This window comes from Dyella sp. (assembly GCF_035277725.1).
Lineage (GTDB): Bacteria > Pseudomonadota > Gammaproteobacteria > Xanthomonadales > Rhodanobacteraceae > Dyella_B.
In genome coordinates this window covers 1-24,750 of sequence record NZ_DATEJY010000059.1, presented here as the reverse complement: position 1 = coordinate 24,750, position 24,750 = coordinate 1, and the positions used below count along the sequence as shown (strand labels likewise).

The 24,750-nt window shown below is 59.5% G+C and carries 18 protein-coding genes; all 18 read left to right on the top strand.

From position 1 onward, the window contains the following. Window positions 1-19 precede the first annotated feature (19 nt). Window positions 20-328, top strand: coding sequence for a PadR family transcriptional regulator (locus VJR68_RS05430; protein ID WP_324146549.1), 309 nt, complete (start codon window positions 20-22; stop codon window positions 326-328). Further along, entirely contained in the window at window positions 298-702 is a 405-nt protein-coding gene (locus VJR68_RS05425) for a hypothetical protein (RefSeq protein WP_324146548.1), read from the top strand. The genes VJR68_RS05430 and VJR68_RS05425 overlap by 31 nt, the downstream gene beginning before the upstream one ends. 426 nt (window positions 703-1,128) lie before the next feature. Beyond that, complete coding sequence (locus VJR68_RS05420) at window positions 1,129-3,489, top strand: TonB-dependent receptor (RefSeq protein WP_324146547.1); 2,361 nt, start codon at window positions 1,129-1,131, stop codon at window positions 3,487-3,489. Window positions 3,490-3,594: 105 nt separating this feature from the next. Then, window positions 3,595-4,674: a glycerophosphodiester phosphodiesterase gene (locus VJR68_RS05415; protein ID WP_414647741.1), complete on the top strand. Its 1,080-nt coding sequence runs from the start codon at window positions 3,595-3,597 to the stop codon at window positions 4,672-4,674. 245 nt (window positions 4,675-4,919) lie between these two features. Further along, window positions 4,920-5,363 carry a hypothetical protein gene (locus tag VJR68_RS05410; RefSeq protein WP_324146546.1) on the top strand — a complete coding sequence of 148 codons (444 nt, stop codon included), beginning with the start codon at window positions 4,920-4,922 and terminating at the stop codon, window positions 5,361-5,363. 332 nt (window positions 5,364-5,695) lie between these two features. Continuing rightward, window positions 5,696-6,796 (top strand): DUF2235 domain-containing protein, encoded by a 1,101-nt coding sequence (locus tag VJR68_RS05405; protein WP_324146545.1) that lies wholly within the window; start codon window positions 5,696-5,698, stop codon window positions 6,794-6,796. A 9-nt stretch (window positions 6,797-6,805) separates the two neighbouring features. Further along, entirely contained in the window at window positions 6,806-7,429 is a 624-nt protein-coding gene (locus VJR68_RS05400; protein ID WP_324146544.1) for a hypothetical protein, read from the top strand. Window positions 7,430-7,438: 9 nt separating this feature from the next. Then, window positions 7,439-8,350 (top strand): hypothetical protein, encoded by a 912-nt coding sequence (locus VJR68_RS05395; protein ID WP_324146543.1) that lies wholly within the window; start codon window positions 7,439-7,441, stop codon window positions 8,348-8,350. Window positions 8,351-8,594: 244 nt separating this feature from the next. Next, window positions 8,595-10,217 (top strand): hypothetical protein, encoded by a 1,623-nt coding sequence (locus tag VJR68_RS05390; protein ID WP_324146542.1) that lies wholly within the window; start codon window positions 8,595-8,597, stop codon window positions 10,215-10,217. Between the two features lie 389 nt (window positions 10,218-10,606). Continuing rightward, complete coding sequence (locus VJR68_RS05385; RefSeq protein WP_324146541.1) at window positions 10,607-11,674, top strand: glucokinase; 1,068 nt, start codon at window positions 10,607-10,609, stop codon at window positions 11,672-11,674. A 182-nt stretch (window positions 11,675-11,856) separates the two neighbouring features. Beyond that, a complete protein-coding gene (locus VJR68_RS05380) occupies window positions 11,857-15,072 on the top strand; it encodes a TonB-dependent receptor (protein ID WP_324146540.1) in 3,216 nt (1,071 codons plus the stop codon). A 93-nt stretch (window positions 15,073-15,165) separates the two neighbouring features. After that, a complete protein-coding gene (locus tag VJR68_RS05375; RefSeq protein ID WP_324146539.1) occupies window positions 15,166-16,554 on the top strand; it encodes an APC family permease in 1,389 nt (462 codons plus the stop codon). A gap of 395 nt (window positions 16,555-16,949) precedes the next feature. Further along, window positions 16,950-19,547, top strand: a complete 2,598-nt coding sequence (locus tag VJR68_RS05370) for a glycoside hydrolase family 2 protein (RefSeq protein WP_324146538.1) — start codon at window positions 16,950-16,952, stop codon at window positions 19,545-19,547. A gap of 31 nt (window positions 19,548-19,578) precedes the next feature. Continuing rightward, complete coding sequence (locus VJR68_RS05365; protein ID WP_324146537.1) at window positions 19,579-20,592, top strand: LacI family DNA-binding transcriptional regulator; 1,014 nt, start codon at window positions 19,579-19,581, stop codon at window positions 20,590-20,592. 287 nt (window positions 20,593-20,879) lie between these two features. Beyond that, complete coding sequence (locus VJR68_RS05360) at window positions 20,880-21,725, top strand: sulfotransferase (protein WP_324146536.1); 846 nt, start codon at window positions 20,880-20,882, stop codon at window positions 21,723-21,725. Window positions 21,726-22,073: 348 nt separating this feature from the next. Next, window positions 22,074-23,624, top strand: a complete 1,551-nt coding sequence (locus VJR68_RS05355) for a glycoside hydrolase family 30 protein (protein WP_324146535.1) — start codon at window positions 22,074-22,076, stop codon at window positions 23,622-23,624. A gap of 236 nt (window positions 23,625-23,860) precedes the next feature. Next, window positions 23,861-24,271, top strand: coding sequence for a (R)-mandelonitrile lyase (locus tag VJR68_RS05350; protein ID WP_324146534.1), 411 nt, complete (start codon window positions 23,861-23,863; stop codon window positions 24,269-24,271). After that, entirely contained in the window at window positions 24,271-24,594 is a 324-nt protein-coding gene (locus VJR68_RS05345; protein ID WP_324146533.1) for a carboxymuconolactone decarboxylase family protein, read from the top strand. The genes VJR68_RS05350 and VJR68_RS05345 overlap by 1 nt, the downstream gene beginning before the upstream one ends. Window positions 24,595-24,750 lie beyond the last annotated feature (156 nt).

Here is a 24,750-nt window from a genome sequence, read left to right as displayed (position 1 = left end):
ATATATGTAGAGTTATTGCATGACACGATCCCGAGCCCCTTCCGCGCAAACCATGCAACTCCTCGCTGCATTACTTTCGCAGCGCACGCAATGGCAGCACGGATACGATCTTTCCGAACAGACAGGGCTTCCTTCCGGAACGATCTATCCCATCCTGATGCGCCTGAGTGATCGAGGCATGGTCGACGCCAAGTGGGAACCTTCGCCACACCAAGGCCGCCCGCCTAGAAAGTTGTATCGCCTCACCACCAAAGGCGCGGCCTACGCCACCGAGCATTCACGGCCCAAAGGCGCGACATGGCGGCCGTTGTCACCGGGGCGGGCGTAATGGCCAACGGACGCAGAAAATTCATCGATCTGGCCAGCGTTAGTCGATTCGCAGCGTGGATCATGCCGCCGCATCGCAAAGAGTGGGCCGAGGCGATGTTCAATGAGATGGCATATATCAGGTCGCGCCGCGCCGCATGGCATTGGCTGTTTGATTGCACGCTGTTGGCGGTCAAAGAGAGAGCATCCTACGAACTGGTGAGAGCCTTTATGCCCAATGGAATTTTCAAGACATTCTTGAAGCTAAGCGCAGCGGCGGTCATTGCCGTGATCGGTCTGTACGCGATTCAAAAACCCTACCAGCGCGAACGCATTCTGATCACATTGTTTCATCATGGATCACCGGCGGTGCATCACGCCAAAGACAGTCAGTAACGTCTGCTGGTCGGCTTTCGCCAGCACGACAAGCACGTGGTTTCCGCCGATATAAATCCCATCCGCCTCCGACACGTGCCGCTTCCCTGACACGTGCTTTCACTGCGCGATTCACCAAGCTGTCACGTTGATTCCCCATCATGCGCGGCCGGACGATTTGGCTCGATCCAATGCGGTGAAGGTTCGCGTGTGACGCGCATCGCATTTGGAAGACCCGTCCACACCGGGCAATCCGACGGCTTGTACCTCGCCATCACGATGAATCGCCGCCATGGTCAACGTGGGTGGCGTTTTTTTGGTGATGCGCGATGGACACCAGACACACTGCAGCGACATCACTGGGGAGTTTTGATGATTTTCAATACGAGACGTGCGGCGAACGCACAGTCGGCTAATGGTTACGCACGGAAAATACTGGCTTCAAGCGTGCTGGCTGTACTCAGTGCCATGGCGCATGCCGATAACAATGGCGTGACAACGTCATCGAACGCTACGGTCGCTGCCACTGCCGCCGCGCAAGCCGGCTCCGCAAACAACGATCCCAAGCAGCTGGACGTGGTGAGCGTTTCGGCCAAGAACAGCGCGCGCTCCGCGGTCTCGTTGAGCGATTCGGAAATCCAGAAGATTCTGCCCGGCACCAGCCCGCTGCAGGCCATCCAGACCTTGCCGGGCGTGCTGTATCGCACCGCCGATCCGTGGGGCAACAACGAGCAGAACACCTCGCTGTTCGTGCATGGTTTCAACGGCCAGCAGCTTGGCTACACGATGGACGGTGTGCCGTTGGGCGACCAGCAGTATGGCAATTACAACGGCCTGACGCCGCAGCGCGCGATCATCAGCGAGGACGTCAGCAACGTCACCTTGTTCTCCGGCGCTGGCGATCTGGCGACGGCATCCACGTCCAACCTGGGCGGCAGCATTGTCACCTTTTCCAGCGATCCGGCGGCAACGATGGGTGGCCGTTTTGCGCAGACCATCGGCAGCTATGCCACGACGCGCACCTATGCGCGTTTCGATACCGGTCGTTTCGGCGGCGACAATTCGGCCTACGTGTCGATCATGCATCAAGATCAACGCGCCTGGGATTTCGATGGTCACCAGGGCGGTACTCAGCTCGATGGCAAATTCGTGCATCACGACAAACACGGCACCTTTACCTTCTATGCCGATTATTCGGACAAGGTGGAGCCGAACGAAGATGCCAACTATCACGGCACGGTGGCCGGGCAGGGGCGCATGCCCTATACGCGCGCCTTCATGTATCCCAATTTCCAGCAGGCGCTCAGTTATCTCGGCGCCAACGGGGCACCGCCGGCGGCGGATGGCAACAACTACCGCAATTACTACAGCGACGCGCAGCGCACCGATTATCTGACCTACGCGAAATATGAGTGGTACATCACCGACGCGATCACCTGGTCCAACCAGGTGTATTACCACCGCGACGAGGGTGCGGGCGTGGTAGCCGGACCCATCCAGGTAGCGGGTTTGCCGGCTTTGTTCGCGGTGTATTTCCCGCACCAGAATCTCAAGCAGGTGTTTGGCGGTTCCGGTTATGCGATCCGCACCACCGAATACGACATCAACCGCCGCGGCTGGTTGTCCTCGCTGAATTGGACCACCGACACCAACGAACTGAGCGCAGGCGTGTGGTGGGAGCACAACCGGCTTTCCCAGGATCGCCGCTGGTATCCGCTCAACGTCAACGATCCTGATGCGGCGACGCCCTATGCGCGGCCGGCCGATCCGCTGATCACCCAGTATGAAGACGACGCGCGCAGCGATGTGATTCAGCCATACATCTCCGATTTGTGGCACGTCACGCCCAACATCACGCTGCAAGCAGGATTCAAGTCGAGTTTCCAGTATGCGGATGGATGGTATCCAGTGGAGCCGCTGCCGAAATCGACGGTGGGCGTGATTCAATATCCCAGCGGCAGCATCGACAGCCACAAGGTTTTTCTGCCGCAGATTGGCGCGACGTGGGACATCACCCAGCACGACGAATTGTTCGTCAACGCACAGCAGAACATGCGTCAGTTCGCGACCGCCAACAACCTGTCCCCATGGAGCCTGGGCAGCCAGCAGGCGTTCGATATCTTCAAGCAGAACGTGAAACCGGAAACGGCGTGGGTGTACGAGCTTGGCTTGCGTTCGCAGCATGATTTCGATGTCGGTCCGTTCACTGGCCTGGATAGCCAGGTGAGTGCGTACCATGTGAATTTCTCCAACCGCTTGCTGCAGATCAGCCCTACGCCGGTTATTTCATCAATCGTCGGCGGCGCGTCGATCATCGAGAACGTGGGCAGTGTCACCACCAACGGCGCCGACGTGGCTGCGACGCTGCACATGGGCGAGCATTTGAGCATCTACAACGCCGTGTCGTATAACGACTCCAAATACAACGACAACTATTTCAGCGGCGCCGCCCTGGTGCCGACGGCGGGCAAGAAAGTGCCGGGCAGCCCGGAATGGATGGACAAGTTCATCATCAGCGCGAGCTATGGCCGATTCAGCGGTCAATTGATCGGCGATGCGGTGGGCAAGGTCTACGCCACTTACACCAACGATCTGTCGATGGCCGGCTATTTCCTGATGAGCGGACAGCTCAGCTACGCGTTGCCCATCGACGATGTCTTCCACGACGCCAAGCTGAGCTTGAATGTCACCAACTTGACCAACCGCAAGGGTAATTACCAGGTATCGGTAGGTGCTGCTTCGGGTACCTACAACACCTACCCGATGGCACCGCGGCAGTACTTCTTTACCTTCTCGACCAAGTTCTGACGGCTACTGCGTACAAGGCCGCCTGCATAATGCTGGCGGCCTGTTGTCACGCTATGCTCCCCGCCACGGAGATAAGACATGCGATATATCCCTTTGATGGTTGCGATGGCACTAGCGCTGGGAACCATGACAACACAGGCGATGGAAAAACCCTTGGCATCCAAGGTGCTGGTGATCGGTCATCGCGGCGCCTGCGCCCTGCGTCCGGAACACACCTTGGCGTCATATGGCAAAGCGATTGCCGACGGCGCCGATTATGTGGAGCCGGACCTGGTGATGACCAAGGACGGCGTGATGGTGGCGCGCCATGAAAACGAAATCGGCGGTACCACTGATGTGGCCGAGCATCCGGAATTCGCCAGCCGCAAGACGACCAAGACCATCGACGGCAAAGCTGTCACCGGCTGGTTTACCGAAGACTTCACGCTGGCCGAACTGAAAACACTGCGCGCACGCGAGCGTTTGCCGCAAGTGCGCAGCACCCGCTACGACGGCGAATTCCAGATCCCCACGCTGGATGAAATCATCGATTTCGTCGCCGCCGAATCCGCAGTAGTCGGTCGGCCCATTGGCATCATTCCGGAGATCAAGCACGGCACCTATTACCAGAAGCTTGGCTTGCCGATGGAAGACAAGCTGCTCGCTACCTTGGCTGCGCATAGCTACACGCGCAGTGCGCCGGTCGAGATCCAGTCTTTTGAGATCGCCAATCTTAAATATCTGCACGGTAAATTGGGCGGCGCGCAGGCGCGGCACGAGCATCCCAACATTCGTCTGTTGCAATTGATCGGGCAATCGAACGAGCAACCCTATGACGTGGTCGCTTCCGGCGGCGCGCTGACCTATGCCGGGATGATGAAGCCGGCCGGGTTGCACGACATTGCCATGTACGCCGATGCGATCGGCCCGGCAACGCGTTCGATCATTCCGCTACTCGCCGACGGCAGGCTGGGGCAGCCGTCGGCCTTGGTGCACGATGCGCACGCGGCGGGCTTGGAATTGCATCCGTACACGTTCCGGCCGGAGAACCAGTTTCTCGCGAAGAACTTCTGGCAGGGAAGCGATCCGAAAACCTTCAATGAGGCCGGCTCGGTTGCTGAAATTCGCGCTTATCTCAATGCCGGCGTCGATGCGTTCTTTACGGATGATCCCGCGATTGGGCGTGAGGCGGTGGATAAGCGCTGAACCATGCTGCGAAAGCGTATGGGCCGGGGCGCCGGCATCTTGGGACTTGTGATGCTGGGATTTCATCCCAGCCTACTTGATGAAATTCCTTTCGCGCGGCAACGAAACACATAGGCTGGGATGATAATCCCAGCATCCCTATCGCCAGGCATGTTGGCGCTGAGTCAAGCAAGGCTATTGCTACTATCTTCATCGTCGACACCTATGTGACACTTTTTGCGCCAGGAATTTAACAGGGAGATGTGATGGGGCGTGCAGGCTTTTTAATAGCTTTGACGCTGTTGGATTTCTTGCCAACCATTGCCAGCTGTCAAGGTCATCTGGAAACCTTCAAGGTTTCTGAAGACAAGTTTTTTTCCAATTACCGCCCGGTGCTGGTCAATTATTTACGCACCCGGCACGTCCACGCCGAAACACAAGCCTGCATTTTGGGCCAGAAAGACAGTGGTGGGGCCTATTTTTCCTGGGTCATCTGGCCGGCTGGGCACCAAATCATACTGTGGGAAGACGGTGTAACCGCACTGGAACGCTCCAGGCGCTTGCTCGATCTGGACAAAGACGTCGTCTCCACCGAGGCCGACGTCAACGGTAGCGACTATCGGGTCACCCGCCAATGGGTCAAAGACCTTGAAGACAGATGCGACAAAGAAGGTCTGCGCGTGGATGTAAAGCCGGCAGAACTCAAATAACGCAACCAAGCAGACGGAACTGAAAACCATGATTTCTTTGCCAGACGAATCGAGTAACGCCGGCGTGGAAACGCGCATTTTGCTGGCGGAATGCCCGGGGGCCGGCAGCCCGTGATTACACTTTTGGCAGAACGTTCAAGTTCTACAAAAAAGTGCTGGGGAACGACTTCTATTACCAATGATCTTATGCGTGCTCCCGATGCGATCGGGATTGGCTGATTAGCTGTCAAGTTTCCCATTGTCGCGATGTGAGGGCGACGGAAATTTGATATGTTTGAAGGGCGTCGTGGGCAGGATGACGCCCACGCCTGTCACGCTGAGAGGTGAGGGGTATGAGTCTTCCCGCTAACCCGTCCATGCGGCGAATCGTTCTTGCCTGCGATGGAACCTGGAACACTCCCGACCAGCGTGACAAGGAAGACCGCGAGCGTTTCATGGCGTATGCCCGGCGGCAAATACGCCTGCTGCTATCGGAAGGAAAGCTCGATGCCCGCCATGCCGGGAAACGCAAGCCGACCAATGTCGTCAAATTGGTCCGTGCGGTGCTGCCGCGTGATCACGAAGGAGTGAGTCAGATCTCGTTCTACGACAAAGGCGTGGGCACGCATTGGGGCATTTCAAAATGGGTTGAAGGCGCCACGGGTTATGGCGTTTCGCGCAATATTCTGGAGGCCTATCAATTCCTGTGTCTCAATTATCAACCCGGAGATGAAATATATATCTTTGGATTCAGTCGCGGCGCGTTCACTGCGCGCAGCCTGGTAGGCCTCCTTACCAAGGTGGGTTTGCTGCCGAAGTCCCATCTCTTCTACGGCCCTGATGCCTACAAGCTCTATCGCACGCAGGCCGACGCCGCAGCATTCCGCGCCGAGCACGGGTGCCTGGACATAACCGTGCGATTTCTGGGTGTCTTTGACACAGTGGGCGCCTTGGGCATTCCGGTGGGCGTTCTCAACTTCATGACCCGGCGCTTGCATCGGTTTCACGATGTCAGCCTGTCTCCCATCGTCGAGCATGCTTACCACGCGTTGGCATTGGACGAATGCCGCAAACAATTTGCACCCACGTTATGGCGCCCGGCACAAGCTGTTTCAGACAAGCGCCTGGAGCAGGTCTGGTATGCCGGGGTCCATTCCAATATAGGGGGTGGCTACGACCCCGATGGGCTGGCCAATATTCCGCTTCACTCGATGAAGAACCGTGCCAAGTCGCTCGGCTTGGCATTTGATGAGGCATTCCTTGCGAAGTACAAGGCAAATCCCGAAGGCACGATGCGCCAGTCGCGGAAGGGCGTCTATCGCATGACACGAGCATTGCATCGCCCCGTACTGCAGGCCCTCAACGGTAACGAGCGTATTCATGACACGGTTCAGGAGCGCGAGGAGCGCATACCGTCCTACAAACCGCTTAATCCTGGTATTCGTCCCGAGTAGGAGTGGCTTATGCGTGAGAATTTTTATACACGCGGCGATGGGCGATATTTCGCGTTCGTCGAAGCGATCGATCCATTGAGTGACGAGGCCATGAAACATCGGGAAAGGCTGCCGGAGCATTGGCCCGGCATTCTGGACCGGCGCCATCCTGACTCACGGCCACCCACCCACCGGGTTTGGCTGGATTGCGTGCGGCGCGATTATTTTCTCGATCTCGATTGGGTGCGCGCGCCGTATAAGCGAAGCATGCCTGAGGTGGACAATCAGCGCCGCCATCTTTTGCTTGAGATGGATGTCGATCAATTCGCCACGATATTGCTGCTGCTGAGCGATACCGACATTCATGGCGGTGTCGAGCAGATACAGGAGGGATCGTGGCAAGAAATCATCTTGAGCCCATCCGTTGGCCTGCCGGTCGTGGCAGCGGCGGACTTTGACCTTATCGACGCGCAACCTTGCTACATCACCGGCCAGGATGCCGCGAAAGAGCACCGCGATTTACTCCTGAACGTTTTCAACCTTGAATTTCTTCCCGATGCGGATTTCGGTGAATACGGTGGTACGCCGCCGTGGCCGGGCGGTGGCCCTCCATTCGAAAACGTCGGTATCTATCCCGACTATCAGGTCCTGTAGGGGTGGCGTATGGCAACGAAGGCAACTCCGACCCAGCTTGACGTCGCCAAGACGGTCACGGCCACCGCGAACACGGCAACGTTGCAGCTATTCCGTAAAAGCACCACCGAAATCAAAGGCGTGCGCGTGTTTGATGTAGGGCAGGGCGATTGCATCGGCCTGCGCGATCAAAACGACGACGTGTGCGGCTACGTCGATTACGGTGGCAATGAATACCATCCGGACAACAACAACCCAAGTTACACGGCGACCCGGCTCCCTGTGCAATCGGGTTCGCACCATGTGCCGGTCATCTTGACCCATTGGGACAAAGACCACTATTGGTCGGCAAACAAGAAAAATCCTGCCGCGCAGCAATGCGAATGGCTTGCCCCGCGCCAGTGGGTATCGCCGCAGGCCGCCCGATTCGCCGCAAAGCTGGCCAATGCCAAGTGCTGGCCGGAAGCATTGCGCGACAAAGCGGTGTCGTTCCCAATTGGAGCCAACGACGAGGTCAGCATCCGCAAGTGCGCGGCATTCTCGGCCACCGTGCAGAAAGAAGATCGAAACCACTCCGGCTTGGCCGTCACCATCACCCGCAAGCCACCCGGCGAAGCGGCAACGCATATGCTGCTGCCGGGCGATTGCGCCTTCGACCGCATCCCCAGCTTGCCTGCCAATCTCTCGCTGCGTGCCATCGTCGCCTACCACCACGGTGCGTCGACCGACTGGTGCGCCGGTACGGAGCAAGCATTGGCGAATGCATGCAAATCGCATGATATGGTGTATTCATACGGAACGCATTCACCTGGATATGTGAATCATTATGGCCATCCCCATCGGTCGAACTATCGGGGTTGTACGCCTGACTGGGATGCCAACGCCGCCACGACGGAAGACGTCAGGGCACAGAAGCGGGAGTGGGTGGATTTGGACTGGTGACGAGAGTTGGGGGTGTCCTGATTTATTCAAACACCATGCACCGACACGCGTAGACCGGGATGAAATCCCAGCATGATCATGCATGGCGATGCTGGGGTTCGCACCCCAGCCTACGATTTCATCCCAGCCTACGTGGACACGCAGCCAAGCGGAATTAATCGGAGCAGGGGAGATGGGATGTGAGCATCACCGCATAAGTCGTCCGCCAGTTGCCCGCGCTGTCGCCTGCATGGCATGGATGGGTATGGCCTGGTTGTCCGGCTGTGCCTCGACCGGTGGTGGACATGTCGCCGGCATCTCCGCCGAGACGCTGCTCGAAAAAGCCCAGGCTCGCGAAACGGAAGCCATCCGCGCGCAATCCGCACCAACTCAGGCGGAAGCATGGCTGCACTGCGCCACCCTGGCGCACGAGGCGATGGCGGCCGAACAGGCGGCGACGGAAACGGCGGCGGGCTTGCTTGCCACGCAATGCAGCCGCGCGTTCTTCGATCTGGTGTCGCAAGATGTGCCCGTGCAGGTGATGGCAGGGCGTGCGTTGCTCGGCGGTATCGCGCTGCGCGTCGAATTTCGCGGCATGCCCGACAGCCTGGCCAAAAGCATCTACCTGGAACCGGCCGATCAGGTATCGATGGATCCGCTGGATGGCGTCCGTCATCACCGTGCCGGTTTTGGCGTGCCGATGGTGGCGTTTTCCTTGCCGTGTTCGGATCGCCCCATCTGCCGTCTCTACACGCCGGAAGGCGTGTTTCGTCCGGCCACGCTATGGCTGGAAGCGCATGACGGTATGCCGGTGCTGGTGGTGCAGAACCCCTTGCTGCAACCCGAACACGTGGCAGGTCCCAATCGCTATGCACTGGCCGAGGACGTGTCGGCGCCATTCGCGCAGTTGCTGGAGCGAACGCGGCTGAAGCGGCTGGCATGGTGGGGCATGATCGGCGGTGCGGAAATTGGCAAGCGATCGGGCCTGTTTCTGCTTGATGATTACGATCCGAACAAGACGCCGATCATCATGATCCACGGCGTTGCGGGGAGTCCGCTGATCTGGGCGCGATTGAGCAACGCGATCATGGGCGACGCGGAACTGCATCGGCGTTACCAGATCTGGCATGTCGTCTACCAAAGCAACGCACCGCTGCTGGTAGAGCGCTATCGCGTGCAGCATTACATGGATGATGCATGGCATGTGCTCGATCCGGATGGCCATGCACCGGCACGGCAGGGGGTGGTGTTGATCGGGCACAGCATGGGCGGCGTGATTGCGCGCTTGCTATGCGCGCAAAGCACGCCGGACGTATGGAGCGCCGCGTTTACCGTGCCGATGGATAGCTTGCACGCGGATGCAGGTGATCTGGCCACGCTCAAGAACGTGTTCGAGTTCAAGCCGTATGCGGGCGTCGACGAGATCATCTTCATGGCCGCGCCACAACGCGGAAGTCCTGCCGCGGATGGAATGCTGGGACGCCTGGTAGGTCTCCTGGCATGGCGGCATATTGAAGAAATGGCGGGCATCATGCGCATCGCCGCCGAGAATCCGACCGCCATCCAGCCGGCCATCGCGTCGATTTTTCAGGCCGGCCACATCACCAGCATCACCAGCTTGCGGCCCGATGAGCCGGTATCGCTCGCGAATGAAAAGCTGATGCCTGCGGCCGGTGTGCGTTACGACACGATCGCCGGGGTGCTGCGAGGCGTAAAACCACCGGGTGATGGTTATGTGCCATTGAGCAGTGCATTGCTGCCGGGTTCCGCGACGACGTTGATCGTTCACTCCGATCACAAGGTGCCGAACAATCCAGAAGCTATGGCGGATGTATTGAAGATTCTGCGTGAGCACAGCCATGCGCACGATGTCGTGAGTGCACCGTAGGTTGGGACGAGCGCAGCGCAACTCCCAACGGCTCCGGATATTTGATGTTGACCCGTCGCCCCGGCGAACGCCGGGGCGACGGTGATGGAAGTGATCTTCAGCATCAAAGGGTATCGCCGTCTGTATAGCGTTGGGGTTCGCTCCCACTCACCCCAGCCTACTTAGCGCGAGGCAAGGAACATCCGCTAGCGCCCAATCTGCAGGCTGTTTTGCTTATTGCTGCAATGCAGCTTATTTCAAGAAATTGCCATCTTTAGTTTTCAAAAAAATATCATAAATTAAAATAGTTAGTGTCATTTTCTTATCTTAATTATAGATTCTGCATCGCAAGTTGACACCGGTGACAATGAGGCCGCAAGCTGATGCCGTTCCCGGTGCGGGGAGGCACAGTGAACGCAGTCATCGACCCTCTGGATCGTCCAGTCAGTGTTCCGGCGACGCCGTTTTTGGCGGCTGATGTCGGGGGAACCTATGCGCGCGTTGCCCTGATGCAGACCTCGCAAGACGAGAGGCGCGAGGTCGAGGTGCTGGCGTATCGCAAGTTCGTGTGTGCGGATTTTCCGGGGCTGACGGAACTGCTGCAGGCCTTCGTCGAGACCGATACGCGCACGCCGGTTCGCCATTGCGTGATCGCTTGTGCCGGACAGGTCATCGGCAACGATGTGCTGACCGACAACACCGCCTGGCCGATCCATTTATCGCAACTGCGCCACGCCTTGGCCCTGGACGACGTCGCCGTGCTCAACGATTTCGAGGCGCTGGGCTACGCCATCGACCAGGACGCTGATAGCGGCGCACGCCTCTTGTGCGGACCGGACACGCAGGTCGACGGTCCGACGTTGGTGATCGGGCCGGGCACCGGTCTTGGCGCAGCAGTGCGTCTACCTGGTCCGGACGGTGGCTGCGTGTTGACGACCGAAGCCGGCCAGATGGATTTCGCGCCCAATTCGATTCGCGAACGCGAAGTGCTTGCGCATCTGGCGCCACATGGCGGCTACGTGGCGTACGAACGCATCGTGTCAGGCCCCGGCTTGCTGGTCTTGTACGTGGCGCTGTGCAACTTGCGCGGCGAAACACCCAAGCTTTCCACACCTGAAGCAATTACCGAGGCTGCTGCGATGCGCCGTGATGCGGAGGCAGTGGAAGCGGTAGAGATCTTTTGCGCATCGCTGGGAAGTTTTGCCGGCAGCCTTGCCATGACCTTCATGAGCCAGGGCGGTGTGTATCTCGCCGGTGGTTTTTTGTATTCGCTATTCGCCTTGCTCGAACGCAGCACGTTCCAGGAGCGATTCCTGCACGGACGCAGCGCGCGCGCGTTTCTGTCGCGAGTGCCGGTGTGGGTGACGGAGCACGGTCGCAAAGGCGTGCTGGGAGCGGCGAAGTGGTATCTGCGGCGCGGCCTGCGTGGGGACGCGGGGCTGGGTCATTTTTCGATGGGAGGGGTGGGTGATGAATGACGCCATAGATCAAGCGCTCGGCAAATAAAGCAATACACACGCAGCACGCATTTCACCGGGGAAGCACGAAGAGGGAGCGGTCGTGGCACGCCATGCCATGGCCGAAGCGGTACTACAACGATACGCCACGCAACAGACCACACCTGGGTGCACGCGTTGAAGACAACCAAGAGGTAAGGCTCATGTACACGTTACATCGCAAGCACCCCTTGTCATTTGCCATATCGTCATTGCTCGCCGTCGTGGCGACATCCGCGATGGCATCGCAGCCGACAGGTGCTCAGCCGGATACCCAGGCGACGCAAAACACCGTGTCGCAAAACACCGCGGCGACGCCGTCGCCCGATGCCAAGAAAACCAAATCCGCCACCGGCACGACCGGCAAAGACACCGAAGCCGACAAGAACGCGACCACGCTGGCTGCCGTCAATGTCGTCGGCGTGCGTGCGTCGCAGATGCGCGCGATCGAACTGAAGCGCGACGCACCCAACATCCAGGACAGCATCACCGCGGAAAGCATCGGCCAACTGCCCGACGTCACCATCACCGACGCGCTGCAACGCGTGACCGGCGTGCAGATCAACCGCGATGCCGGCGTCGGCACCACCGTGGACGTGCGTGGCCTGCCCGAAGTCGGCACCATGCTGAACGGCGAAGCCTTCATCACCGCGGACCAGATCGACTCGCAACAACCCGACTTCACCATGCTTCCCGCCACGCTGTTCCATAGCGTGGATGTGATCAAGTCACCCACGGCCAGCACCACGGACGCGGGCATCAGCGGTTCGCTCGATCTGCATACGTATCGGCCGTGGGATCTGCCGAGCGGCTTCACCTACAGCTATTCCGCCGATGGAGAGCGCGGCCGCACCAGCGCAAAAACGGGGCCTGAGGCAAACGGCCTTATTTCGTACAACGATCATGGCCGCTGGGGCTTGCTGATTTCCGCGGATTATTCCGACACCACGCGAACCAATTCCAACGAAGGCCTCGATCAATATGGCGTAGTGCTGAATGGCGAAAACGCGGCGAGTGCGGGTGGTTACAACGGCTTCCTGACGCCGTGGAATGGTGCGCCGATTCCATCCAGGATCGTGCAGAACCCCGACGGCAGCGTCGACGTGAATGGCGATGGCAAATCCAACGGCGTGTTCATGGGGAGCCAGGACATCAGCCTGTACGACATCACCACCGAGCGCAAGCGCAAATCCGGCAGTGCGTCGTTCCAGATGGATCTGGGCAGCGGGCTTACTTTCACCAGCGATTACTTCTACGCGCACCAAGCCGAATTCGACCGTACCTTCGGCATTCAATTCAATTCCACCAACTGGCAGGGCGCGACGTACGTACCGCTGCAGTCGCGCAACACCGGCAGCCCGATTGCCGGTTCGTACGGCACGCCGGAGCCGGGCTGGAGCGGTTCGCAGCTGTACACCACGCAGGTGTATGAAAAGTGGCCGGGCGACGTGGAGTCGTTTTCGCAGATCACGCGCAAGGAGTCCTATGCGCAGAACTTCAACATGCAATTGGATTTCGACAATGGCGGACCGTTCACGGCAAGCCTGCGCGGCATTCGCGATACGGCGCGCCAATCCCTGGTCGAGACCGACGTCAATATTTCCGATTCCGATGGCGGTTTGTGGCCGAACGTATTGATGGATGGCGTGCCGGATGACGCCGTGCCATACGGCACCTTCATCTATCCCAGCCAGCTTGGCGGCAACCGTGTGTTCAACGCCATCGGCACGCCGCAGAACACGGTGCCTGTCATCGCCAATTTCACTGGCCGCAATCTCACCGTCAGCATGCCTGGGTCGCTCGCCAGCCAGTTTGCCAACCCAAACGGCTGGACGATGAAAACGCTGGAATCCTCCGGCGACTATGACCGCTCGGTCGGATTAAACGTGCTGCGTCTGGACGGCCATTACGATTTCGGTGATGGCATCAAGCTCGACTTTGGCGTGCGCAACAGCATCCGCAGCGCCAGCAATGATGGTTTTACCTTGGAGACGCCGGTATACGCCGGCATCGGCGCCAGCGACCCGGGCGGATGCCTGGTGCGTTACGTGGGTGCCGACGTGGTGCTCAACAGCGGTTCGTGCACGGCCGGCAATGCGCTGGGTTACTTCCGCGCCGGTCCCCTGTCGGCGCTGCAATTGCCGAACACGCCGGCGCCGTTGGCCAACAACTGGAAGGAATACGCCAACCTGCTGGGATCGGGCATCACCTTCTGGGCCATCGATCCGCATGCCATGGACGATCCAGAAAACTATTGGAAGTCGCTCTATCCGCAGACCACGCGCGTGGGTGAGCCAGGCACCACCTGGGCGGTGGGCTTGAAGGAAACCACCGGCTACGTGCAGGGCGATTTCGAGGGTCTGATCGGCAGCATGCCGTACAGCGGCAACATCGGTGTGCGCGTGATCAGCACCAACCTGGACGTCACGCAGCATTTGACCGGTGCGCCCGGTGCGTACGGTGACGAACCGGCCGATGCCGGCACCCAGGTCACCCGGCACGATTACCGTGACATCCTGCCGGCACTCAACTTTGCGTTGGATCTCACCGAAGATCTGAAACTTCGCCTTGCTTATTCAAAGAACATGATGCCGCTCAACCTCAGCCAATGGGGCGGTGGCCTGCAGTTGAACTATTCGCTGGTGGAAACACCGACAGGCCCGCTGTTCCGCGTGTCGACGGGCACCTCCACCGGCAACCCGGATCTCAAGCCATGGCGCTCGACCAACTTTGGTGCCTCGCTTGAGTACTACATGAATCCCACCAGCATGATCAGCCTGGCGCTGTTCCGCATCAACGTGGCGAGCTTCATCAAGACCGGCAGCGTGATCAATTGCACCTTGCCGGATGAAGATGGCGTGGTGCGCGACCACTGCATCACGATCACCGAACCGGTGCAGGGCACGGGTAACAGCATCCAGGGCGCGGAATTCGATTACCGCCAGGGCTTCACCTTCCTGCCGGGTTTCTTGTCGAAAACCGGTATCGAGCTCAATGCGACGTACGCACCAAGCAATACGGGCGAAAGGGATTTGTCCGGCAGCAAGATTCCGTTCCAGGACAATTCGACGCAGTCCGGCAACCTCATCCTGTGGTACCAGAATGATCGCTTCCAGGCGCGTCTTGCGTACAACTATCGATCACGGCGCGCGGTGGCGGAGGACGTCGGCGGCATCACCGGCATGGAGATGTACGAGGCGCCGCAGAAATATCTGGATGCATCGCTGTCGTACAAGATCAACAAATACGCCGAAGTGTTCCTGGATGGCACCAATCTGACCAACGAGTACCAGCATTACTACCTGGTGTGGCCGGATCAGCCGGCGCATTCGAACTTCTCGGAGCGGATGTTCATGGTGGGAGTGCGCGGACAATGGTAACCGTAGGTTGGGGTGCGAATCCCAACCTCGCCATGCCGAATGACACGGAAACGTTGGGGCTCGCACCCCAACCTACAAATAATCAGGGCTGACATGCTCGATCCCTCATCCACACGTTCCAACCGCGCCGATCATTTCCATCGCTCCATCGGCCTGTTCTCCGGCACCGCGATCAACATGACGCAGATGTGCGGCATCGGACCGTTCATCACCATCCCGATCATGGTCGCCACCATGGGCGGGCCACAGGCGGTGATCGGGTGGATCGCCGGCGCCATTCTCGCGGTGGCCGACGGCATGGTGTGGGCCGAACTCGGTGCCGCCATGCCGGGTTCCGGCGGCACGTATGTCTATCTTCGCGAAGCCTTTCAATATCGCACCGGCAAGTTGATGCCATTCCTGTTTATCTGGACGGTGCTGCTGACGATTCCGTTGCTGATGTCGACCGGCATCATCGGCATGGTCGAGTATCTGGAGTTTTTCTTTCCGCATCTCGGCTGGTGGCCGGTACACCTTGTGAGCCTGGCATCGACCGGTCTCGTCACGTTGCTGCTGTACCGACGCATCGAATCGATCCGCGCGATGACCATCGCGCTATGGGTCATCATGCTGCTTTCGGTCATCGGCGTGTCTGCGGCGGGTTTCTCGAATTTCCATCCGGGCTACGCCTTCACCTATCCGGCCGGCGTGTTCGGCAGCAAATTTTTCGTCGGTCTTGGCGCAGGGCTGATCATCGGCATCTACGATTACCTGGGCTATTTCACCACCGCCTACATGGGCGACGAACTGCGCAACCCGGGCCGCACCATGCCCGGCTCGATCATCGTCTCGGTGATCGCGATGATGTTCGTGTACCTCGTTCTCAATATCAGCGTGCTCGGTGTGGCGCCGTGGCAGGAGATTGCGCATTCCCAATCGGTGGCGTCGCTGGTGGTGGAGCGCAGCTGGGGGCATGCAGCAGCGTCGATCATGACCATCCTTATCATCGTGACCGCCTTCGCGTCGGTGTTCGCCGGCTTGCTGGGCGGTTCGCGCGTGCCGTTTCAGGCGGCGCACGAAAAGGTGTTCCTGTCAGTGTTCGGCAAGCTGCATGCGAAGCATGGTTTTCCGCATGTCGCGCTGCTCACCATGGGTGTGGTGACGGCGATCGGCACGTTCTTCGATCTGACCGAAGTGATCAACATGCTGCTGGCGGCGACCATCATCGTGCAGTCCATTGCGCAGATCGCCGCGCTGGTGGTGCTGCGCAAGCGTCAGCCCAATCTGCAGCGGCCGTATAAGCAATGGTTGTATCCAGTGCCATGTGTGATTGCGTTGCTGGGGTGGATCTACGTGTATGTATCGGCGTCTGCGTTGTCGCTGATGTTGTCCGGTGCCTGGATCGTGGTGGGCCTGGTGGTGTTTGCGATCTGGGCGAAGGTCAATCAGTCGTGGCCGTTTGCGCCGGTGGAAATTCGTGAAGCCTATGTGGGGAATGATTGATGCAAATTCCAATGGACACCACATGGCGCTGCCTGAAGCAGCGCGAACATGTCAGTCCCGCGCAAAACGGTTCCCTCCGCTGCGAGCAGGGGAGGGCTAGGGTGGGGGGCGAGCGCAGCGAGCGGCGAGGGCAAGATATCGCCGCAATGCTTGATAGTTCGTCGTCCCGGCGAACGCCGGGACCCAGCGACTTGGCTTTTTGCCGATGCGCAAGGCTCTGGCACAAGAGACGCTGGGCCTCGGCCTTCGCCGGGGCGACGGGGAAGATGCATCGCGATAAGCATCAGGTTGCGCGCTTAAGCACGCGCTGTTGGTTCAAATCCGTGCTGTTGGCGCTGATGGTATTGGCCAACATGCCGTTCGCTTGCGCAGAGTCCCCTTATGCAGCCACCCACATGCACGACGACCCCGGCTCATCCACCGCCATCGCTCATTGGCAAATTCAATCCACCGACAAAGCCCAGCAAAGCGGCGCGGAGATATCCACGTTGGGCTTTTCCACCAAGGGCTGGTATCCCGTAAGCGATCGAGCAACAGTCATGGCTGGTTTATTGGAGAACAACGTCTACAAAGACGACGTGTTCTACAGCGACAACCTGCGCGCCGTGCAGGTGCCCGATTCCAGCGGCAATCTGTTCGTGAATCCCTGGTGGTATCGCACCGAATTCACGCTTGCAGGAAACACGCACCGCTTGCACACGTTACTGCGTACCAACGGCATGATCGCGAGCGCCGACGTGTGGGTGAACGGTCACCTGGTTGCCGATCACGCAAACGTGGCCGGTGCCTATCCCGTGCACGAATTCGACGTCACGCCATGGGTACACGCCGGCAGCAACATCCTTGCGCTGCGCGTGCATCCGGGCGATCCGCGCCGAAGCCTGTCGATCGGCTGGGTCGACTGGAACCCGACGCCGCCCGATAACAACATGGGTCCATGGCGCGGCGTGGATATCGTGCACACGGGGCCGGTGCAACTGCGCTTTCCGGAAGTGACCTCGACGCTGTCGCTGCCCGATCTCGCCCACGCTGCACTCACCGCGAAGGTCGAAGCGCGCAACCTGGATACGGTGGCGCACGATGCCACCATCACCGGCGACGTGGCTGGTGTGTCGTTGCGGCAGACCATCCACCTTACGCCCGGACAAACGCAGACTGTGACGTTCACCTCCAAGACCGATCCGGGCCTCGACCTTAGCCATCCAAACATCTGGTGGCCGAACGGCATGGGCGCGCATCCGCTGTATGCGTTGCAGATGACCGCGACCGTCGATGGCGCAACCTCCGACAAGGCCAATGCCACATTCGGTATCCGCAGCGTCAGTTCCCAGCTCACCAAGCAGGGTTATCGCCAGTTCTTTGTCAACGGCAAGCCGGTGCTGATTCGCGGCGGCGGCTGGGCGCCGGATATGTTCCTGCGCGACGATCCCAAGCGCATGGAAGCGGAATTCAGCTACGTGCAGAACCTTGGGCTCAACACCATACGCAGCGAAGGCAAGCTGGAAAACGAGCACTTCTACGAACTTGCCGACCGCGACGGCATCATGATCCTGGCCGGCTGGGAATGCTGCGACAAATGGGAATCGGCTGCCAAAACCGGTGGTTCGCCGTGGGATGCCGCGGACCAGGCCGTCGCGAAGGATTCGATGGCCAGCGAAGCACGCCTGCTGCGCAATCACCCATCGGTGATCGGTTTTTTGATTGGCAGCGACAACGCACCGCCGCCGGCCATCGCCAAGATGTACGTGGACACCTTGCATGCTGCCGATTGGCAAACGCCGATCGTTGCCGCCGCAGCGGATCAGGGCACGGCCGAAACCGGACCATCCGGCATGAAGATGGCGGGGCCTTATGCATGGATTCCACCGGTGTATTGGTACACCGACCAGCTGGGCGGTGCATTCGGCTTCGATTCGGAAGTAAGCGCGGGCGCCGACATCCCGCGATTGGAAGACATCACCCGCATGCTTTCGCCGCAGGAGCAGGAGGCGCTGTGGAAGTACCCGCATGTGCGCCAATACCACGCTTCCGCGGATTGGTCTCCCTTCGCGCGCATCGACGATTTCGACAACGCATTGGCCCAACGCTATGGCGCACCCAAGGATCTTGCGGACTACGTTGCCAAGGCGCAGCTCGACAATTACGATAACACCCGCGCGCAATTTGAAGCGTTCAACGCGCATATGGACGCCGCCAAGCCTTCCACCGGCGTGATCTACTGGATGCTCAACAACGCGTGGCCATCGTTGCACTGGCATCTGTACGACTACTTCATGAATCCGGCTGGCGCGTACTTCGGTGCGGAGAAGGCCAATGAGCCGGTGCACATTCAATATTCGTATGACACGCATGCGATCGTGCTGGTCAACCAGACGCTCACCGGCGAGCATGGTTTGCAGGCAAGCATCCGCGTACGCAAGCTGGATGGCAGCGTGGCCTACCAGCAGCACCTCAAAGACATCGATCTGGACGGCAACCGCACGCGACAACTGCTGACGCTGCCGGCGCTTGCCGGCTTGTCGCGCACTTATTTCATCGAACTCGATCTGGCCACTGCAGACGGTAAACCGGTCAGCCGCAACGTGTATTGGCTTTCCACCCAGCCCGACACGCTGGATTGGGCTGATTCCAACTGGTACCTCACGCCGCTGACGCAATACGCGGACCTGACCGCGCTGCAGTCCTTGCCGGCCGCGGCGAGCGAGGTCCACACGACGATCCAGCAGGCGGGCGCGGAAAACACGGTTACCGTGACGCTGACCGTGTCGGCATCGTCCCAGACCGTGGCACTGTTCCAGCACGTCTCGATCAAGCGGGCCGATGGCAAGCTCGTGCTGCCGATCGTGTGGAGCGACAATGACGTCACACTGTGGCCCGGCGAATCGATTACTCTCTTCGCGCACTACACGGAGGAGGGGAGTGGGATGCCGGTCGTCGAAGTGAGCGGATGGAACGTTCCAAGCCAGCACATTCCGGTAAAGGCAACGCCTTGAATCAGGACGCATCGAACCAGGCCAGACTTGCATGACGCGCGTGACCATGAGCGACGTCGCCCGCATGGTGGGGACGTCGAAAAAAACCATTTCGCGGGTGCTCAACAACGATCCGAACGTGAGCGAGTCGCTGCGCCAGCGCGTGCAGTCCGCGGTTGCAGCGCTCAACTACCGGCCGCTGCTCTCGGCGCGCAGTCTGGCAACCAATCGCTCCTTCATGATTGGCTTGCTGTACGACAACCGTTCGCCCAGCTACATCATGGAAGTGCAGCTGGGCGTGCTGGAGGCGTGCGAGGCCGAGCACTACAGCATGATGGTGCAACCGTTGGTTTCCACGGCAGCGGACTTCGTCGAGCGCATCGAAGACATGCTGGTGCGCCATCAGCTGGATGGACTGATCCTCACGCCGCCGCTCACCGACCATCCGCAACTGCTCGATTGCCTGCACGAGCGGGGCGTGCCGTTTGCCTCGATCGCGCCGCGCGAACCGGAAGACTGCATCGGCGTGATGCTGCCCGAACGCGAAGCTGCCGCCGCCATGGTCGATCACCTGGTGTCGCTGGGGCACCGGCGTATCGCCCACATTCTCGGCGATCCGGAACACGGCGCCGGCATCTGGCGCCTGGCCGGCTATCGCGATGGTCTCGAACGCGCCGGCTTGAAGGAAGATCCCGCGTACATGGTGCAAGGCCGCTTCTCGTTCGAATCGGGCGTCGAAGCCATGCGGCAGTTGCTGGCCTTGCCGCATCGGCCCACGGCCGTGTTCGCCGGTGACGACGACATGGCCGTTGGCTCGATCTGGGCGGCGGCTGAAGCTGGAGTGTCGATTCCACGCGACATCTCCATCTGCGGCTTCGACGACACGACCATTGCGACCCAGGTGTGGCCACCGCTCACCACCATCCACCAGCCGGTGCGCGAGATGGGCCGGCGCGCCACGCAGGAACTGTTGCTGCGGGTGTTGAACAAGGGGGAGCCGAGGATGGTGGAGGTGGGTTACAACATGTGTATCCGTGCGTCTACGGCGCCGCCGGCGTCGTGCTGATCGCATGGGTTAATAAACGTCCGCGCGATGTCGTGCCAGGAAGCCGTCATTCAGGCCGAGGCGCTTTACAACAGCGAAGCTGGTCAATCCAGTACAAACAAATCGTGCGAAGCACACAAAACCTTTCTATCGTGTGCTTCGCCCATCACTTTTAACTGGATTGACCAGCTTCGCTGTTGTAAAGCGCCTCGGCTTTCGCCGGAATGACTACGATGGAACAACGATAGACGCATTGGCTTCAAGGTGCTTTCACCATCCACATCATTGATCCAACCGAGACTGCCCGCATGCCAGCCACCCCCGAGATCGCCAAGCCAGCCCGCAAGTTCCATTTCATCTCAGGGCTGCCACGCGCGGGCAGCACGCTGCTTGCCGCCATCCTCAACCAGAACCCGCGCTTCCGCGCCGGCATGACCAGCCCGCTGGCCGACATCATGGGCGTGGTGATGGCCGAGGCCAGCAGCAAGAACGATTTTTCGTTCGACGTTTCCGACGAGCAGCGCGTCGTCATGCTGCGCGGCCTGGTCGAAAATTTCTACGAAGGCTACGGCGACGCCAGCCTGGTGTTCGACACCAGTCGCCTGTGGTGCAGCCGCATGCAACTGCTCGATACCCTGTTTCCGCAAGCCAAAGTCATCGCCTGCGTGCGCCAGTTGTCCTGGGTGCTGGACAGCATGGAACGGCTGGTGCGCAAACAGCCGGTCAGCGTAAGCAAGGTCTTCCGCTTCGATACCAACACCACCGTGTACTCGCGCATCGAGGCGCTCACCGATCCACGCGGCATGGTGGGTTTCGCCTTCCAGGCCACCAAGGACGCGTTCTACGGCCAATACGCCCCCGGTCATCTGTTGCTGCTGACCTACGAAAGCCTGGTGCGCAATCCAGCAGCGGCCATGCGCGCGGTCTACCAGTTCATCGGCGAACCCTGGTTCGACCACGACTTCGACCACATTGCCTATAACGCCGACGAGTTCGACGCCCGCGTCGGCATGCCGGGCTTGCATACCGTGCGGCCAAAGGTCGAGCCGGTGGAGCGCGCCTCGATCCTGCCGCGCGAAATCTTCGGGCGGTTCGTGAATGAGTCGTTCTGGATGGATCCGAAAAACAACATCAGCCAGGTGCCGATTGTGTAAAAAGCCCGGTCGTTGTTCTGGCAAAGGCCCATAGGTGTTCGGCGAAAAAACGCCAACATTCGCCGTAATGCTCAATACCTCGTCGCCCCGGCGAAAGCCCGGGCCCAGTGACTTGAAGAGCGTCAAAGTCACTGGGCCCGGGCTCACGCCGGGGCGACGGATTCTTTAGCCAGGTGCGCAAAAGTTTAAATACACCGCGCGAAACACTCGACCAGTGAAGCCCTCCACGCAATCAGGGCTGGCCGATCACGCGTTTCCCGTGTAGAAAAGCACATCGCCTTCCCAGAGCAAACAGGACTGCATGACCCCCAGCAAACCGCAACGTGAGCCATGGATTAGTGGCGCGCCATGACTAAGCACACGTTGGGTTCGCATCGCACGGCCATTGCCTCCTCCGTCTTGCTCGTCCTGCTTGCACTGGTCGTTCTCAACGCGCCACGCTTCACGTACCCCGCGGCGAAACCCAAGCCAGCCCCGCCGCCGCGCACGGTCTTGCCGCTGGTACAGGTATGGGTAAGCACGGCGGATCGCCGCTTGAAGCTGCAGCAGCAGCCTGATGTTGCCATGACGACCCGCGGCGAGTCGTCGGCCGATATCGTCATCGATCCGCAGAAGCGGTTTCAAACCATGGTCGGTTTCGGCGCGGCGATGACGGACTCGTCGGCGTGGCTGATCCAGAACAAGCTGAACTTTCTGCAGCGGCGGGCCTTGCTGCACGAGATCTATGGTGCGCCGCCCAGCAATCTCGGTTTCAACATGATGCGCCTGACCGTGGGCGCGTCGGATTTCTCGTTGAAGCCGTATACGCTGGATGACGTTCCCTTCGGCCAGGTCGATCCGCCATTGCAACATTTCAACATCACGCCCACGGTGCGCGATGTGATACCGACGGTGCGGGAAATCCTGTCCATCAATCCGGGGCTGCAAATCGTCGCATCGCCATGGAGTGCGCCGGCGTGGATGAAGACCAGCCAAAACCTGATTGGCGGGGAATTGCTGCCGCAATACGAAAGTGCGTATGCGGATTATCTGGTCAAATTTCTCGATGCGTATCTTGGTTACGGCATCCCGATCTTCGCCATTACCTTGCAGAACGAACCCGGTTTCGTGCCGATTACCTATCCGGGCATGGAAGTGCCGGAGGCCACGCGGGCACGCATCATCGCGCAATATCTCGGCCCAAAGCTGGCAAATCGCAACCCAAAGACGCAGATTCTGGAATGGGACCACAACTGGGATCAGCCCGAACAACCCTTGGCCATGCTGGCGGACCCCGATGCCTCACGCTATATCGCTGGCGTTGCCTGGCACTGCTACGCAGGCAGCCAATACGTGCAAGGCCGCGTGCATCGTGCGTTTCCGCAAAAGGATGCCTATATCACCGAGTGCTCCGGTGGCGATTGGGAATCCGCGCTCAATGGTGAATTGCTCTGGTTTACGCGGGAATTGCTGGTCACGGGGACCAGGCAGTGGGCGCGCGGCGTCATCTATTGGAACCTGGCGCTGGACGAACAACACGGCCCGCATTTCGGCGGCTGCGCGCTCTGCAAGGGCGTGGTGACGATCGATTCGCGCACCGGTACCGTGAGTCGCAACGACGAATACTACGCATTCGCACACTTCAGCAAATTCGTCTTGCCCGGCGCCGTCCGCGTGGAATCCACGATGACTGACGACAAAGGCCTCGCCAACGTAGCCTTCCAGAACGCATCCGACGGATCGATCGTGCTGGTGATGGTGAACAGCAACGTCAAGGCGTTTCCGGTTTCGGTGGCGCAGGGCGACAATCGTTTCGAATACACGATGCCGCCGGAGAGCGTGGCGACCTTTGTGTGGAACACCGGGCAGGCAGAAGCGTGGCGGCAGCGTGTGCTTGAGTGGTTTAACAAAGTCCGATAGCAATGTAACGACGTAGGCGGGAAATCCCAGCACAAGCAGCGCAAAAACGCTGGGATTTCATCCCAGCCTACTCATGCCGTCTGAGTTAACGCACGCGCAGAACGCAGCGCCTTCACACTGCGTCCATTTATAAACACGGGTTATAAGTTCAATTACATATATCCATCTAATCCATAGACCATCATGGCGTCAGACTAGGGATGCTCTGATCGGCCAATTTTTTCTGGAGCAACGCCATGCACCTCATCCGTAGCGGTACGCAAGCCTCCGCCAAGGGCCCTGCCGAGTGGTTTACCGGCAATGTACGCATTGATCCATTCTTCAATGCACCCGCACCGGCACGTGTCGGCTGCGCCAGCGTGACCTTTGAGCCGGGCGCGCGTTCGGCCTGGCATACCCACCCGCTGGGCCAGATATTGATCGTCACGGCCGGTTGCGGCTGGACGCAATGCGAAGGCGGGCCAGTGGAAGTGATTCGTGCCGGTGACGTGATCTGGTGCCCACCGGGACATCGCCATTGGCATGGCGCAACGCCAACCACCGCGATGACGCATATCGCTGTCCAGGAATACCTCGATGGCAAAGCGGTGGCATGGATGGAACACGTCACCGACGAACAATACCTATCCGGACAAGGAGCCACCTGATGAGCCATAACGACAAGCCCAACGCCGGTCCGTATGCGGATATCGCACCCGCACTCAACGACTACACGCGCCAGGTTTTGTTCGGGCAAGTGTGGGAACGCACCGAACTGCCCAAGCGCGACCGCAGCCTGGTTACGGTCGCTACGCTGGTGGCGCTATACCGCGTCAATGAACTGCCGTTTCATGTGAAGTACGCGCTGCAGAATGGCGTGACGAAGGACGAGCTGATCGAAGTCATCACGCATCTGGCGTTTTATGCGGGGTGGCCGTGTGCCAATACTGCGATCGAAGTGGTGCGGAAGGTGTTTGCGGAATCGGCTTGATGCCAACGTGATCGGTCTAGCAGGCTGTTGAGAAACGCATCCGCTTTGGCACAATCATAGCCAGTATCAATCGCAAGGGTTTGATGGTGCGCGGATTGGATGTGCAACAGCTGGGTATGTTCTCGTATGTGTCGGTGGAGGAACGTGTGCCGAAGG